Here is a 15,505-nt window from a genome sequence, read left to right as displayed (position 1 = left end):
GCGGCCCAGAAGCGAATAAGGGTATATTAACCGGAAGGGATACTGCGGCCGTATTGGGTCGGAGTGATTCCTTCCAGTTGTTTGAAAACCTTGCAGAAATGCTGGCAGTCACAAAAACCGGTTTCCAAAGCGATATCTGTGATACTGTGGGAAGTGGCGCTTAATAATTTTTTGGCCTTTCCGATCCGCAGCCGGATGAGATACTGCTGAATGGTCAGCCCGGTGGCTTCTTTGAACAGCCGGCTTAAATAGCGGGGATTCAGATGTACCAGACCGGAGATATCCTTTAGGCACAGCGGATACATATAGTTTTGTTCCAGATAATTCAGCACGTCATAGAGAAACTGCTGTCTGCCGGAGTGTCCTGCGGAATGCTCCGATGATACCGCGCAGCGGCGGTACAGGCAGATAAACAGATCCTGAAGACTGCACAGTATCTTCTGCTGACGGAATTCCTGCTCGGCGATATTTTCAAAATGCATCTCCAGAAAATAGGATTCCAGACCTGCCAGATTGATACACTCCGGATTAACGGACAGGCGTTTGCAGCAGCCGTAAAATTGGTCGGACAGAGCGGGGATGTCAAAGCTGAAATCCAGATAATACATCTGAAAATGCCCTCCTCCCCCCATACTGTTGCCGGAGATCTCCAGTAGATGGAGATCATTTTTTTTAACTGCATGGGTGATGCCGTTCAGGTAGATACTTGTCTGACCGCTTATCAGATATATGATCTCAAACATTGGTTTTGTGCTCTGCTTTGGAGTGTCCCATTCCCGGTCCACCCAGATTCCGGATGATAAAAAACGTATGGAGCTTCCGTGATGACAGAGAAAATCGATGACTTCCCTTAATTGTTTATGAAGCTGCGCGTTCTGCATCTTGCTTCCCCCTTCCCGCAGATGATCGGTTAGCGCAAGTATAACACGGCCTTTGACAAGGAAAAAGTAGAGGAAAGCGGAATGTTAAGATTGTCTATATGTATAGAAATATTATCCATTTGGTTTTGAATTTAAAACGGATATAATGATTACATCAATGAAACGGGAGGTAATATGTATGAAGAAAACCTGCAGTATGTTACTGGCACTGATGCTTACTTTTTCGCTGACTGCCTGCGGATCGGACAGCGGCGGTACTGCCGCGCAGCCGGATAGTCCGTCACAGGAAGCATCGCAGCCGGAGGGACAGCAAAATGAAAACGGACAGTCCGCGTCCAAAGATGCAGAGACATCCGGCGGCGTTACGCTGACGCTTATGGGCTCCAAAAGCTGGTTTAAGGACGTAGACAGCGAGGTTTATCAACAGTTTGAAGAAGAGACAGGAATCAAAGTGGAGTTAATCACGAACCCCGACGACATGAACAACAATATTATGGGAGCCAAAATCGCCACAAAAGAGCTGCCGGATATCGTGGAATATTATAATGGAGGAACCGGGGAGGCAGCTTTGCTGGCAGAAGAGAATTTCCTGGATATCACCAACGACCCCTGTCTTGAAAATGTGAATCAGGATCTTTTGGATAAATTCTCCAATTGGGACGGCGTCGTCTATGGTTTCCCCATTGCGGGGGCGCAGTATTGGGGAATCTATTACAACAAGCAGATTTTCTCAGACCTGAATCTGGAGATACCGAAGACATTTGAAGATCTGGAAACTGCCTGCCAGAAAATCAAAGATCAGGGAATCACACCCATTTACCTGGCGGGTGGAGATGTCTGGCCGGTGGAAACGTGGCTGGATACTTATTGGGGATCCTACATAGCGGCAAAGACACCCGACTTTTGGGATCAGTACGCGGAAAACAAGGTAAAGCTTGCCGATCTGCCTGAGGCGGTAGAATGCCTGGAGCGTCAGAATGATTTTTACAAAAAAGGGTATTTTGGAGAGACGGCTATGTCGGATACCTGGAGCGGCCAATTCAGCGCTTTATATGAAGGGACAGCGGCCATGTTAGTGTTCAATGATTCCTGTTTTGGAGAAGGAATTGAAAAATATCCGGATTATGCGGAAAAACTTGGCTTTATGCCTTTCCCGGTAGACGGAAGCGATTGCTACGGGGTTACCTCGTCGAATTCCCTGTACATCAACAAGAACAGCGAACATATTGACGAAGCGCTCCAATTATTCAACTTCCTGGCGCGGCCGGATATTGTGGAGAAAATGTATACCGCGAAACAGCAGTCTCCCTGGTTTGACAATGTATCAATTGAGAGCCTGCTTCCCCAGATTAAGGAAGCCCAGGAGGCGGTGCGGGAAGGAAAGAGCGGAGTAAGCTGGTTTGACTTTATCCCGGCAAGCTATGGAAATTCGTCCTTCGAGCAGATCCAGGAAATGTTCCTGGGGAACTGCGGGCCTGTCGACGTATTAAAAGCCATCGATGATGAGATCGCGAAGAACGCTAAGGCACAGGGGATTCCCGGCTGGTGACGGCGGGCGGCCTTGCACAAACAGCAGATAAAGGAATCGTTCACTTGGAGGCATATATTATATGAAGAACCTGAACATCTATGTGGCACCCGGAGCTAATCCGGGTGCCACAGGCACAAAGGAAGATCCGTTTTCAACCCTTAGTGCGGCAAAGAAAAAAGCGAAAGAACTGCAAAATGAATTTGGGTGTGATATCACCGTATATCTGCGGGGCGGTGAATACCGGTATCAGACCCCGGAAATTTTTACGGCGGAGGACTCCGCTATGGATGGGACAAAAATAACTTATCAGGCTTATCCGGGGGAACAGCCTTTCCTCGGGGGAGCCATTCGCATATCCGGTTGGGAAAAGGAGTCGGAAGAGGAAGCATATACCATATGGAAGGCTAAAGTCCCGGAAGGCGTGTATTCCAGACATCTGTACATAGATGGGCAGCGGGCTGCCAGAACCAAGACCGGGATACAGAAAAACAGGGCCTGGGAAACGGTTCGTTCAGATACCTTTCAAAGATACCGGAAAACAGGCAGCCATTTTAACGGAGAGAAGCAGTGCGATCTTTATGAGGGATACCTGACACAGGACCCGATGTTCCTCACATGCCGGAATCCGCAGGATATAGAATTTGTCTATGATGTGGGCTGGACACATTCTGTCTGTCCGGTAGAGTCCGTCACCGAAACAAAAGAAGGTATTTTCCTGAAAATGAAACAGCCCTGCTTCAAAGACTGCCAGATCAAAATTGGCATGCAGATCGACGGTCCCAGCTATGTGGAAAACTTATACGAACTGTTAGGCACAGACGGCGGCTGGTATCTGGACAGGCAGGAGAGCGTTCTCTATGTGGCGCAGCCTAAAGGCATTTCCATAGAGGAACAGACGGTAGAACTGCCGGTAGCCGAACAATTGCTGGTCGTGCGGGGAGAAAAGGACAGACCGGTGAAAAACCTGGTATTTCGCGGTCTTACATTCCGGTATACAACCTTCCTGAACCCGGGGGTAAACGGCCATCCCGATGTACAGGCCAACATTTTAAAAGATCCGGATGATGACGCGCTCACCTATTCTTATTTTAAAAAGACACAATCCTGCATCGTGTTGGACCATGCCGAGGGAATTACTTTTGACGGCTGCCGGTTCCTGCATCTTGGAAATGGGGCGGTAGACATACAGCACGGCTCTGCCAGTAACCGGCTGATGTACTGCGAACTCAGCGATATAAGCGGAAACGGCATCCAGGCCGGAGATTTTCAGGAGACCGACGCCCATCCGGCGGATAGCCGGGAGATCGTGCGGGATAATTCCGTGGAAAATTGCTATATCCACAATGCAGGAGCAGAATTCAAGGGCTCGGTAGGAATTCTGTGCGGTTATGCGAAAGGACTCCGAATCATTCACAATGAGCTGTGCGATCTGCCCTATTCGGCTGTCTCTTTGGGCTGGGGCTGGGGTTATGTGGACCCGGATTCCGACACCCGCTATTCCTACAAGCCGCTGCCGCATTTTAAACGTTACAAGGAGGAGAGCGTCTGCAGGGAACATGAGGTACGCGGCAATTACATCCATCATGTGCTTACACAGTTACATGACGGCGCGGGAATATACACCTTGGGGCTGATGCCCGGTACCAAAATAATGCAAAATCTGATCGTGGGCAATTACCAGGGAAGTTCCTATCCCGAAGAAGTTATGGTTCACAATTCCTGGAAAGGGAATCAGGATGAAGCGTACACCCGCCAAAAAGGCTTTCCCGGCGGCATCTATATGGATGAAGCCAGCGGAGGCATGGAAGTACGGGAAAATATCATATATCAGACCGTAGTCCCGATCCACTACCACAATATCATGGAAGAGAAGCGGTTCCGGTCTAATATAATCCGGGATAACACCATAAATAAAAAACCATGTGATCATGGATTTCCCCATGAGATAGCAGCGGGTACAGGAATAACTGCCGGATAAAGGACGCTCATCCGCTTATTTCTCCAGCCTCCCATTTTTCCCGATATTCACTGGGAGACATTCCGGTTTCTTTCTTGAAGAGCCGGCTGAAATAAAGCGGATCGGTGAAGCCCACACAGGAGGCCACATCTTTAAGGAGGATATCAAGATTTCCGCTTAAGAGCGTCTTTGCGTGCGCGATGCGGATCTGATTCAGGCAGCGCAGAGGAGTAACGTGATAGGCATTCCGGAAGACATTGCACAGATATCCTACGGAATAATGAAATTCCTCAGAAAGGTCATTTAAAGAGATAGACTGATTATAGTTTTCTTCCAGATAATTTTTGATCTCGGAAGCAAAATCAAAGGTTGAGACCGCGGACAAGAGCCCGGTCTCTTCTTTTTGGAAAGGAATCTGAAAGATAAGGCTGGTTTGGTCAAGCAGCAGCTGGAAGGTGGCGGATGAGCTTACCGCCTGCATCAGATCCAGTTCCAGATCCGTATGCAGTGTAGTGGAACTGAATTTGAATAAATGTAAGATCTGCCGAAGCAGGATCTCCATCTGCATCTGGGAATAGTGCTTTCCCTGACAGGCCTGCAGAAAACGGGCATATTCCGCGGCGAATTTTTGCTGTTGATTCGAGGAGATCGCAAAAGACAGCCTGGCCTCCGTATCTTTAGGCAGATAGGGATAGGCCGGATTGCTGATTTCGTAGTCATAGTATAATGTCTGGGAGATCCCTAATATGATATGCTGTTTCAGAGAAGAACGCAGCCTGCGGATCTCTTCCAGTATGTTTTGACTGTCCGCAAGGGGACGGCCGATCACCATGGTGTTATTGGGGATAAAAGCCAGAAGCCGTTTCCAAAGCTTCGCCAGGGTGTCCTCGTAGACGGAAGGATCCGATGGAAACCCCAGGATCATGACGTTTTCGTTCGTATATTTACCCCGGACGATCCAGAATACGGCGTCCGGCAGCAGCTCCCGGATCAAATCAGAGAATTGTCCCGTATACTGGGGAATAGATTCCAGGATGGATAACTGATCCTCCGTGACGATGGGACCGGCGCAGGAATAGGCGCACAGATAAAAAGGGATGGCGGCCAGTACGGCGGGAACGTGCGGCGGCTGGGGGGAATGGGAAAACGCCAGCCGGAAATAATTCGTGACTTCCTGCTGTTTACGCCCCTCAATGACTGCTGCCACATCAGACAGCGCGCGGATTACCTCGTCCGGCATGAGGGGTTTTAGAAGGTAATCGGAAACATTCAGGCGCAGAGACATTCTGGCATATTCAAAGTCGCTGTAACCGCTGATGATGATGGTCATGATTTCAGGATAGTCCCTGGTGGCCCGCTCGATCAGCTCCAGACCGGTCAATACGGGCATGCGGATATCGGTAATCAGCAAATCGGGGGGATTTTTCTGTATTTGCTGCCATGCATCCTGACCGTTTAAGGCGGAACCGATAATTTTCAAGGGCAGATCCGACGCGTTTAGAAATGTGATTAGTCCGTTCAATAATAACTGTTCATCCTCAGCAATAAATATTTTAATCATGAATCTGTCCTCCTATAATAACCGTTGCGCCGGCCGTTGATGAATGAATCTCAAATACAGTATGTTCTTTCTGACGGATGTAAAGGCGGGAAAAAGTATTTAATACGCCAAGCTCTTCAGACCTCATAAAGGAGGAGCGGCCGCTGTCCAGCAATCCCCGGATTTTTTCCTGGTCGGCGGTAATCTTTTGCAGCGCTTCCCGGGAAAACCCGCATCCGTTGTCTATAACCCGGACCGTCCAGGTCCGGTCCTTTTGTTCCCCTTTTATTTGTATGACCCGCAACTCCCGGTCACAGTCAAAACCATGATAAATACAGTTCTCTACCAGTGGCTGAAGGATCAGCCGGGGTATCCGGACCGACAGGATGGCAGGGGGAATTTCAATGTCATATTTTAACCCGCCCCCATACCGGTACCGCATGAGCTCCAGATAATGCCGCGTATACTCCACTTCGGAATCCAGAGTGGCTTCCTGTTCCCCATCCAGGGTATAGAGAAGCATACGGGACAGATGGGAGCACATATAGACCACGTTCATATTACCGCTTTCCATGGCGGATGAACTGATGGCGGCCAGCGTGTTGTTCATAAAATGCGGATTAATCTGAGACTGCAGGGCGGCGATCGTAGCCTGAAGTTCCCGGGCCTGGGCTTCGGACGTAAGCGTGGCGAACTGCTTTAGCTTCTGCAGCATATGGCCGGTCGCTTCGGCCAGCTGCCTTGTCTCATCCGTCGTGCATTCCTCCGGGCTTATGGGCAGTGTATAATCCTGAAAATTAATTTTCTTTACCGCGCTGGTTAATTTTTCTACGGACTGGGCGGTATAGCCGCTTACGGAATATACGATCAGTATGCAGAGAAAACACACGATCAGGGTGAAAAATACAGTAGTGTTCCGCACCTGGTACAAATTGGAATACAGCACGGACTGCTTCTCGGCGGCAACCAGAATCAGGTTATTTTTAAGCTTGGCGCCGCCCAGGATCTCATCGTCTGCTCTTATCAGGCAGGAATCCGCATGGGTCAGATGTTGTTTTACATTCTGCAGCCGGAGAAGATCCTGTTCCGAAGAATTCTGCGCCGGGGTACGCAGCGGATACAGCATATTCCCGCTGTCGTCATAGACAAAGACCTGCATATCCGGGGATACGCTGCATATTCTGTGCAATGCCTCATAAGGCTGCTGTACCTCCACATACCCATAGGAGGCATAGCCATATTTCATGATTCTGGATGCGCTGTAGATGTACCTGCCGTCGTTGCGGTTCTCTGAGAGCGGATCGGGAAACGGGCCGCGGATGCACAAAGCCCCGCCTTTTTCATCTGAAGCTTTTAGGATATCCAGCTGCAAGATATCGGATGTGCGAAGATTCCTCCTGGATGAGCCTACCGAACAATAGTCGCCCCGCATACCAAAAATACTCACTCTGGAAGCCTGGTTGGTAATGGAACTGTAAGCCGACATGATCAGGGAACAGTTCTTCTTGATCTGGGAATTGTCGTCAAAAAAATTGGAGCTGTTCGTATCCGCATTGGCGGCCGCCAGGGATTCATAAATGATATTGCTGTATACCAGCTGAACAGTGATATTGTTCATGGAAGTGAAGTAGTCGTCTGTCTGGCTTGCGATCTGGGAGACAAGCCTTTCCCAGTCTTTCAGGTATCTGGTTTTCGAGCTTTTATAATCCCTGCCAAAAAAAAGCAGGAGGTATAAACCTGCGATCAATATAACGATCAGCGCAAAAGACCAAAATAAATTTTTTCGAAGTGTCCGCCTCTTCACGATAGCCTTCAAAATAAGTTCACTCCATTCTCTCTTCCTGAAAGAACTGCCCGGTACAGCGGGAAAGTCCGTTGATCATGCTCTGTTTTTATTATATCAATGCCGGGGGAGGGAGTATAGGGGATATTGGACACAAATTAAGAATGTCCATATCGACCTTCAGATTGTCTATTTAAGAAAAAAGCCCGGATCAGTATGATAAAGAAAAACAGATAAAGGAGGTGCTGTGAATGAAGAAAAGCAGAATTTACCCGCTCTATTTTGCCATACCGGTTCTTCTACTGTATGGGATTTTTTATCTGATACCGATTACGTTCGGAGAGGTGTTTGCCTTCACGGATTGGAATATCTATGTATCGGACGTGCATTTTAACGGGCTTGATAATTTTATACAGATATTTACAGATCCGTCCATGTCCAAAGTGTTCTGGAGAGCCATCGGCAACACCATATATTATGCCATCGGCACGCTGGTATTTACCAATGTGCTCGCGCTTATGCTGGCGCTGGCGTTGAACAAGGGCTTGAAATCACAGACGTTACTCAGAACCGTATTTTTTATCCCTGTCGTTTTGTGTCCCCTGGCAATCGGCCTGCTGTTTACAGCAATGTATAATCCCCAGTACGGCGTCATCAATACGATATTAAGGGGGATTGGGCTTGACAGCCTTGCCCGCCAGTGGACGGCGGACCCCTCTACCGCCATGAACAGTGTTCTGTGGGCAGGCATCTGGAAGGGAGTGGGATTCTCCACGGTAATCTATATCGCCGGACTGCAGGGGATTCCGAAAGACTACTATGAGGCGGCCGCCATCGACGGGGCAGGCGGAGTGCAGAGATTTTTTCGTATAACATTTCCGCTTCTGATCTCTTCCGTCACCATTAATCTGTTTCTTGGCTTTGTAGGCGGTCTGAAGATCTTCGATCTGATTCTGTCGATCACCAAAGGAGGACCTGGCACTCAGACACAGGTGCTGGCCACCATGGTTTACAAAGAATTGTCTTCCGGCAGATACGGTATGGCTACGGCCTATGAGTTGATGCTGAACATTCTGATCGCGGGATTTGCTTTCGCAGGCTTAAGCCTGCTGAAGAAAAGGGAGGTGGAGTTCTGATGGGTATACGAACGAAAAAGAGCAGGTTTGCCCGAATACTTCTGGAGATCGTCCTGTGGATACTTTCCCTGACGATTTTGTACCCAATCGCTCTGGCAGTCATCAATTCCCTGAAAACGTCGGCGGAGGCGGATCTGCTGAGCATATCCCTGCCGCAGAGCTTTCAGTTTGGAAATTATGTAAGAGTATTTGAAGAGGCCAATGTGCTGCGGGCCTTTGGAAACGGCCTGCTCATAACCGGAACCTCCGTTCTCTTTTGTGTCCTGTTAAGCTCCATGGCGTCTTATGTGCTTTCCAGAAACCGGTCGAAGATGAATCGTTTCCTATACTATCTGCTGATTCTGGGGCTGATATTTAATATATCCATGATACCGACCATCAAGATTATGCAGACGCTTCATCTGATGAACACGTTAACCGGCCTGATATTGTTGGAGGTAGCCACATCGGTATCCTTTTGCATTTTTATTTACCACGGCTTCTTTCCGTCGATCCCGACTACCATTGATGAGGCGGCCGTCATAGATGGCTGTAATCCTCTGCAGGTATATTTCCGGGTCGTGTTCCCGCTTTTGAAACCGGTAAACGCCACGATTATTGTGACGGTGTTCCTGTCGGTCTGGAATGAATTCCAGCTGCCGTTATATTTTATGAGTGATCCGAAAAAATGGACGCTGCCGATGACGATCTACAATTTCTGCGGAAGGTACGCTTCCGAATGGAATCTGGTATTTGCGGATGTGATTCTGACGATTATACCGGTGCTGATCGTGTACTTCCTGTGTCAGAAATATATTATCGAGGGGATGACCTCCGGCGCTGTGAAAGGGTAAGAGTGTACATATGTCAATTCAAAAAATCGATCTTATACATCATTCTCATACGGATTTTGGTTTTACAGACCATCCGATGTACGCGCGCAGGCTCCAAAAGGAGTATGTGGACCAGGCGTTACAGCTGGCGATGGAGGACCCCGACTTTTACTGGACGGCTGAAACCGCGCTTCCTGTAGCGGATTGGTGGCAGAGCGCAGAAGAACGTGAACGCAGTCTGCTGATAACCGCGCTGCAGGCCGGGAAGCTGGATATATGCGGGATGGCTTTTAATACCACGGCATTCCACACGCCGGAGGAGTGGGACCGGATCGTAAAGTGGCTGCCCCGGGAATTAACGAAACAGTGGAAGCCCTGTTCCATTATGCAAAATGATGTAAACGGTATGCCCAGGGCCGCTTTGATGCGGGCGCTGGATCAGGGGATGAACGCGCTTTGGATCGGTCCTAACACATATAACGCGCTGCCGCCGTGTCCCACTCCCTCCGCGTTTTATTGGGAGATGCCGGACGGCAGAAAGATGTTTGTATGGCTGAATTCCGGATACTGCGACGGCTATTTTCTATTTAACGAAAACTGGCGGATTGGGCCGGTACCGGCCGCTTCGGACCTGTGCTACCGGCCTCCGGGGCCGGGGGATATCTGGAAAGCGGACGAGGAATCCGTACTTTCCGCTCACCGGCGTTGCCTGGAGACGATAAAACTGCTGGAGGGAAACAGCGGTGATAATCTGGAGCAGTCCAGAGATGGATTCACACAGAATAAAATATACGGTGGTTATCCCTATGAGCGGCTTCTGGTTTCGGTTACGAATAACTACCGGATAGACAATGACCCGCCTTTTGGCCCCATTGCGGATTTTGTGCGGAAATGGCGGGAACTGGGTTTAAAACCGGAGATTCGGATGACGACAGCCACGGAAGCGATGCACCGGATGGAGGAGGAAAACAAAGATAGAATACCGGTAAAGAAGGGCGAATGGGTGGACTGGTGGGCGAACGGCACGGTCAGCGCACCGGTGGAACTGGCGGCAGGGAAACGGGCGGCGGTGAACCTGAAAGCAGCGGCCATGCTGGCAGAGAACCGGATGGAAACGCGCCGGAATGCCGGGGAACCGGATACGGCAGGAATGTCGAAAAGGCAACGCGCCGATTATGAGGATGCGCTTAAGCAGCTGTGCATGTTCCATGAGCATACATACGGTTCCTGGCAATCGGTGGCCGCGCCATTTTCCATAGATGCCAGAATGATGGCAGCGGAAAAAAATGTATTTGCCTATCGGGCGCTGGCCCTATCGGAAAATCTGACTGCGGAGCTTTTAAGGGGCGGGAAGACAACGGGAGAACTTTGTCTTATCAATCCCGGAAAGTATCCGGCGAGCACCTGGGTACGGTTCCCCTATCATTGTCTCAGAGGGGATTACTGCGCAGTGGAAGACTTAATAAGTCATAAGAGATACCCGTTGCTTATGGAAGAAGGGCCCTCTAACTTTAAGCGGCCGGAAGCGGAATCCCATTTGAGCAGGGAGAACGTCTCGAAGACTTTCAGCGATTGTGTTCCGGAACAGATCGCGAGATTCTGGGCGGATAATCTTCAGCCGTTTGAAGCACGGGGCTACCGCCTGCTTTCTGAAAATCAAGGGGATGCAGGCTGCGGGAAGGATACGGAGCCGTCGTTGGACATAGAGCTTAATCAAAGGGGCTGGCCCGGCCGTGTATGCCGAAAGGGAGCGGTCGTGCTGGATGGAGAATTCGGAGCCTTTTTGTCCTGCCGCCCGAAAGGTTTCGCCCCCCGCTGGGTGCTGAAGGATATCTTTTTGGAAGAGGATGAGAAGAGAGCCCGTATGAGGGAAGAGTCCCTGGAGATCATCGCGGCAAAGACTGAGAATGCGGTCAAAACGGAGGAAAATGAATATACCGTAACATACCGCCAGGAATTCAGCCATCCGTCCCTGGAGTGGGGGCGCCGGGAGCTTATCCTATATAAAAAGGAGAACAGGGCGCGGCTGCATGTCAAAATCAACCGGAAATCCTCTTTTGATCCCGAGGTGTTTTATCTGGCATTTCAGTCCCCGGTCCATACGGTCCCGCTGTTTAGTAACGCGGATCTGCCTTATATTCCGGGAGAAGGACAGTTGCCGGGAAGCTGTATGGATTATTATGCGACGGATGGATTTGCCTGGTACGAACAGGGGGAACGCAGCTGGCTGTGGAATGGCATGGATACCTCGTTGACGGCGCTTGGAGAGCCGCATGTGTCGGAACGCGCGGCAAAGATGCCGGAACATCCGGATCGGCTTCTGTCTATGATATTTGACAATACATGGGATACCAATTTCGCCGCCAACAGCTGCGGCATTATGGAGTTTAGCTATGAAGTGCTGGCGGATGGCGGTTTCCGAAGAGAGGAACTGCCGGATGTGGCGCAGGCGTTAAATAAAGAACCAATTCTTATCATCAATACGTAAAAATATACATATGGAGGGAAAAATGAAAATAGGATTTTATCTTCCCGGCGCCGAGCCGCCGAAAGATGTCTTCGGATGCGCAAGCCTTGGTATTGCCGGGCCGTCCGAAGATACAGGTTCGGAAATTGCGCTGCTGCCCTATGAACCGGCCGGCTGCCACATTTACGGAACTTATGCGCAAGCCCTGGAACAGCTGAAAAAACTGCCGGAAAAGAGTTCGGTTAAGGCCGCCATTATTCTGTTCGGAAACGCGGGGAATGAAGAATGGTTTTTAGATGAATTCTCGAAGATACTGAACTGTCCGGTGGCGGGGGGAGGCGCCGCTGCGGATGAGAATGGGCGCACTGGGCTGATTAGCCATGGAACTGAGGTAAACCTCTATTTGATCACGGATGAGAGGTATGAGTATCAGGTTAGTATGAAAAATATATATCCGGAGGTTCTGGAGGAGGTACGCTTAAAGCTTAGCGGAAAGCGGAAAGTGCTGCAGATCAACGGGACAAAAGCGGTCTTATGGCTGGCGCAAAAGAAAGCGGAGCTGGGACTTCCCGCTACGGATTTTGAACATCTGACGCTGGCGGCGTCCGGGGGCGTGAATGCCCATCTGAGCGTACAAAACGGGGAGATTGAAAGCGGTCGGGACCTGGAGGAAATCATGGAGGTGAGATACATCAGGCCGGAAGACGTCCAGCGTGCGGTGGCTGCCTTCTATGAGGATTCGGATTCATTGGTATTTGGATGCGCAGGTATCAAAGGTATGCTGGATAAAGAGATTGTGACGGTATCCCCCGGCCTGTTTCTGTTTGGGGAAGTCTGTACCGTTGAGGGTAGGCCTGTATTTGGAAATTTAATGCTCAGTAAAATAAAATTCATAAGGAAAAATTAGGAGGAAAAGGATATGCCGTTATATGAAGGAAGACACAATGCCACAAACAAAATTCAGATTTCACCGGAAGCAAAGAATTCCATTGTGATGGGGGAGAAGAACTGTATTCGCAAGATAGCGGATGATATCTTGGAAGCAAAAGGCGCGGTAGCCCTGGACGGCTGGTACGGGGTAGATTTTGCCGGTATTCTGGCGGAACTAAAAGAACTGTGTACGGAGGTGGAGTTTATTCCGGTACAGTCGGTTTACCTGCCCATGGAGAAGATACGGGAGTACAAAAAAGAGTATATAACCGAGGACCCGTCTTTTGGCTACTGCAATATGGACGGGAGAATCGTGGATTTAACGGACCCTGAGAAAATAAAGGATTTAAAGAGCCGGTTAGGCAAAGGGGTTGTCGTATACGGTTATGGGGCTGCAATTCCGGAACTGTATGATTTCTATGCGCGTACCTATTATTTTGATATGACCCGACAGCCTCTGCTGTGGAGTATGTGGGACGGAAAATTAATCCCCTTTGCCCTGGATCAGCCGGATCCGCAATATGACTGGAAGGAATATTATTATTGCGATTATTATCTGCTGCACTTCCAGAAGCATTTCATCATCGAGAAAATGGACTATTATGTGGAGGCTGTGAAAAAAGAAGAATTAAAGATTCTGCCGAAAGCTGCTTATGATGAGGTGATCCGGACGATGTTAAAATATCCGGTAAAAGAGGTGGAAATCTATCAGCCGGGTCCCTGGGGAGCATACCGGTATAAAGATTTCTGGGATGTCCCGGGATTGGAATGCAATGCCTGGAATGAGCTGGCCGGACCGGAATTATCCATTCTCATCGATGTGGACCGTGAAGAGCAGCTGAATCTGCCCTTTGTGAATCTCATGCAATACCCGGATAAACTGCTGGGCAGGTATCTGAGCGAGACTTATCCGCATCTGTTCCCTTTGGACGCATGGCTGGATGACGGGTATTTTCCCGATAAGCAGCCGGCGGAACGGATTTCCATGCCGATCCACACGCATCCCAGTACGGATTATGTAAAAACGAATTTTAATGAGCCGATCGGAAGATATGAGACCTACTATATCGCGGAAGCCTACGAGGGAGCCAACACCTGGATGGGATTTTACAATGATGCGGATCTGGAAGAGTGGGAGGCCAAATGCAGGAAGTCCAATAACCATGAGGTGATCGGGGACTGGAAAGATTATGTCTGCAACTGGGAATCCAATGTGGGCGACCTGTATCTGATCCCGCCGGGCACAGACCATGGACATGGCGGTAATCAGATGGTACTGGAACTGGATACCTGTCCGTCTATCGCGGGCACGGAATATTCCTTTTTCAGCTATGATTTTGCCAGAAATTCCTGGGATGACAAGACAAAGACTATGACCGGAAAACCTCTGAATATGCAGTTGGATCATTCTTTCCGGGTCTCTAAGTTCCGCAGGGAGGATTACGTGGATAAGAAACTGCGGGCGAAACCTTCCGTGATAAAATGGACCAAAGAATACTATATTGACCGTTATTCTTCCGTGCCGGAGATGCCTTTTGAGATCGAACGGATTCACTATCAGCACAAGGGGGAATACGACACGGAAGGGAAATACTGCCATATTATAACCCTGACTGTTGGAAAGACTGCGAGAATCTACAGCAAAAATAATCCGGAGTATGGGACTCAGATAAATCTGTACCAGGCGGCGGTAATTCCGGCCGATTTTGGAGAGTATGTAATTGAGTCGGAAGGGGACGGTCAGCACACGGCAACCCTGGTACGTTGGAAGAAAGGCTGAGTGCCGGACCACTAGGACCTGGACTCCATATATCTGCCGACAAAGCCAAAGCCCATGAGAATCAGGCCTGCCGCTATAATCAAAGCGGTCAGAAAGAAAAATACAGGCATAGGCTGCTTTGAAAAATAGAAGGTGATGTCGGGCATCCACGCATTGTCAATAATCTGCTCTTTGAGCTGATAGACCCAGCAGAGGAGAAAATCAACAACCAGGAGAAAAAGACCCAGGATCATGGTTTTAAAACCGGTAAGGATCTCTTGATGGCTGGTATTGATGCGGGCCAACTGCGAGAGCAGCATACCACCGGGAGATGTATTCGTCCCGGCGCTGTGGGAGGCGGGGGCTTCCGGTTCGGGGGAAGGCCCCGCGTTTCGGGGAGAATCTCTGAGAAGTTCGTCGATGGTGATCGCGAACAGGTCACTGAGCAATATGATTTTACTCAACTCCGGGACGGCGTCATCCAGCTCCCACTTGGAGACGGACTGGCGGGAGACATGTAACTGCTCCGCTAATTGTTCCTGAGAGATACCGCTTGCTTTTCTGAGTTGTTGTATCTTTTGGCCTAAAGTCATAGTAAACCTCCTGTAGTGGGCTTTGGAATATAAGTCAAAGAATCGTATCGGTTATATCTTAGTATAGATTAGTTTAGAAATAAGGGCTACCAAGCGGGAATGGAATCTGCGCAACC

Annotated in this window: 11 protein-coding genes; 7 read left to right on the top strand and 4 right to left on the bottom strand. The window is 49.5% G+C overall.

Going from position 1 to position 15,505, the window contains the following annotated elements:
- Positions 1-26: 26 nt before the first annotated feature.
- The gene (locus tag KTH89_RS06555) at positions 27-881 is read right to left on the bottom strand and encodes an AraC family transcriptional regulator (protein ID WP_238721114.1); all 855 of its coding nucleotides are present in this window, start codon (positions 879-881) and stop codon (positions 27-29) included.
- Positions 882-1,059: 178 nt separating this feature from the next.
- Between KTH89_RS06555 and KTH89_RS06550 the strand changes: the two genes are divergently transcribed.
- Together KTH89_RS06550 and KTH89_RS06545 are read left to right on the top strand one after the other, a co-directional pair.
- Positions 1,060-2,430, top strand: a complete 1,371-nt coding sequence (locus tag KTH89_RS06550; protein ID WP_238721113.1) for an ABC transporter substrate-binding protein — start codon at positions 1,060-1,062, stop codon at positions 2,428-2,430.
- 61 nt (positions 2,431-2,491) lie between these two features.
- On the top strand, positions 2,492-4,390 hold the full coding sequence (locus tag KTH89_RS06545) for a right-handed parallel beta-helix repeat-containing protein (protein WP_238721112.1): 1,899 nt from the start codon (positions 2,492-2,494) through the stop codon (positions 4,388-4,390).
- Positions 4,391-4,397: 7 nt separating this feature from the next.
- Here the strand turns inward: KTH89_RS06545 and KTH89_RS06540 are convergent, their stop codons facing one another.
- Positions 4,398-5,930, bottom strand: coding sequence for a response regulator transcription factor (locus KTH89_RS06540; RefSeq protein WP_238721111.1), 1,533 nt, complete (start codon positions 5,928-5,930; stop codon positions 4,398-4,400).
- Complete coding sequence (locus KTH89_RS06535; RefSeq protein WP_238721110.1) at positions 5,923-7,725, bottom strand: sensor histidine kinase; 1,803 nt, start codon at positions 7,723-7,725, stop codon at positions 5,923-5,925. The genes KTH89_RS06540 and KTH89_RS06535 overlap by 8 nt, the downstream gene beginning before the upstream one ends.
- 218 nt (positions 7,726-7,943) lie before the next feature.
- On the opposite strand from KTH89_RS06535, the gene KTH89_RS06530 reads away from it, so the two are divergent.
- From KTH89_RS06530 to KTH89_RS06510, 5 genes are read left to right on the top strand one after another with little or no spacing between them, the layout of a single operon-like run.
- Positions 7,944-8,828: a carbohydrate ABC transporter permease gene (locus tag KTH89_RS06530; protein ID WP_158342160.1), complete on the top strand. Its 885-nt coding sequence runs from the start codon at positions 7,944-7,946 to the stop codon at positions 8,826-8,828.
- Entirely contained in the window at positions 8,828-9,661 is an 834-nt protein-coding gene (locus tag KTH89_RS06525) for a carbohydrate ABC transporter permease (RefSeq protein ID WP_238721109.1), read from the top strand. The genes KTH89_RS06530 and KTH89_RS06525 overlap by 1 nt, the downstream gene beginning before the upstream one ends.
- A 10-nt stretch (positions 9,662-9,671) precedes the next feature.
- The gene (locus tag KTH89_RS06520; protein WP_238721108.1) at positions 9,672-12,128 is read left to right on the top strand and encodes a glycoside hydrolase family 38 N-terminal domain-containing protein; all 2,457 of its coding nucleotides are present in this window, start codon (positions 9,672-9,674) and stop codon (positions 12,126-12,128) included.
- 22 nt (positions 12,129-12,150) lie between these two features.
- The gene (locus KTH89_RS06515) at positions 12,151-13,014 is read left to right on the top strand and encodes a hypothetical protein (protein ID WP_238721107.1); all 864 of its coding nucleotides are present in this window, start codon (positions 12,151-12,153) and stop codon (positions 13,012-13,014) included.
- A gap of 12 nt (positions 13,015-13,026) precedes the next feature.
- A complete protein-coding gene (locus KTH89_RS06510; protein ID WP_238721106.1) occupies positions 13,027-14,817 on the top strand; it encodes a cupin domain-containing protein in 1,791 nt (596 codons plus the stop codon).
- An 11-nt stretch (positions 14,818-14,828) separates the two neighbouring features.
- On the opposite strand, the gene KTH89_RS06505 is transcribed toward KTH89_RS06510, so the two are convergent.
- A complete protein-coding gene (locus KTH89_RS06505) occupies positions 14,829-15,389 on the bottom strand; it encodes a helix-turn-helix domain-containing protein (protein ID WP_238721105.1) in 561 nt (186 codons plus the stop codon).
- Positions 15,390-15,505: the final 116 nt, after the last annotated feature.

The sequence above is a fragment of the Diplocloster agilis genome (genome assembly GCF_019042275.1).
GTDB lineage: Bacteria > Bacillota > Clostridia > Lachnospirales > Lachnospiraceae > Diplocloster > Diplocloster agilis.
This window is presented reverse-complemented; position numbering and strand designations above follow the sequence as displayed.

Bases quoted from the DNA above. Each gene is read 5' to 3' on its own strand.
- KTH89_RS06555 (WP_238721114.1), bottom strand. From the start codon at position 881: ATGCAGAACGCGCAGCTTCATAAACAATTAAGGGAAGTCATCGATTTT.
- KTH89_RS06550 (WP_238721113.1), top strand. From the start codon at position 1,060: ATGAAGAAAACCTGCAGTATGTTACTGGCACTGATGCTTACTTTTTCG.
- KTH89_RS06545 (WP_238721112.1), top strand. From the start codon at position 2,492: ATGAAGAACCTGAACATCTATGTGGCACCCGGAGCTAATCCGGGTGCC.
- KTH89_RS06540 (WP_238721111.1), bottom strand. From the start codon at position 5,930: ATGATTAAAATATTTATTGCTGAGGATGAACAGTTATTATTGAACGGA.
- KTH89_RS06530 (WP_158342160.1), top strand. From the start codon at position 7,944: ATGAAGAAAAGCAGAATTTACCCGCTCTATTTTGCCATACCGGTTCTT.
- KTH89_RS06525 (WP_238721109.1), top strand. From the start codon at position 8,828: ATGGGTATACGAACGAAAAAGAGCAGGTTTGCCCGAATACTTCTGGAG.
- KTH89_RS06520 (WP_238721108.1), top strand. From the start codon at position 9,672: ATGTCAATTCAAAAAATCGATCTTATACATCATTCTCATACGGATTTT.
- KTH89_RS06515 (WP_238721107.1), top strand. From the start codon at position 12,151: ATGAAAATAGGATTTTATCTTCCCGGCGCCGAGCCGCCGAAAGATGTC.
- KTH89_RS06510 (WP_238721106.1), top strand. From the start codon at position 13,027: ATGCCGTTATATGAAGGAAGACACAATGCCACAAACAAAATTCAGATT.
- KTH89_RS06505 (WP_238721105.1), bottom strand. From the start codon at position 15,389: ATGACTTTAGGCCAAAAGATACAACAACTCAGAAAAGCAAGCGGTATC.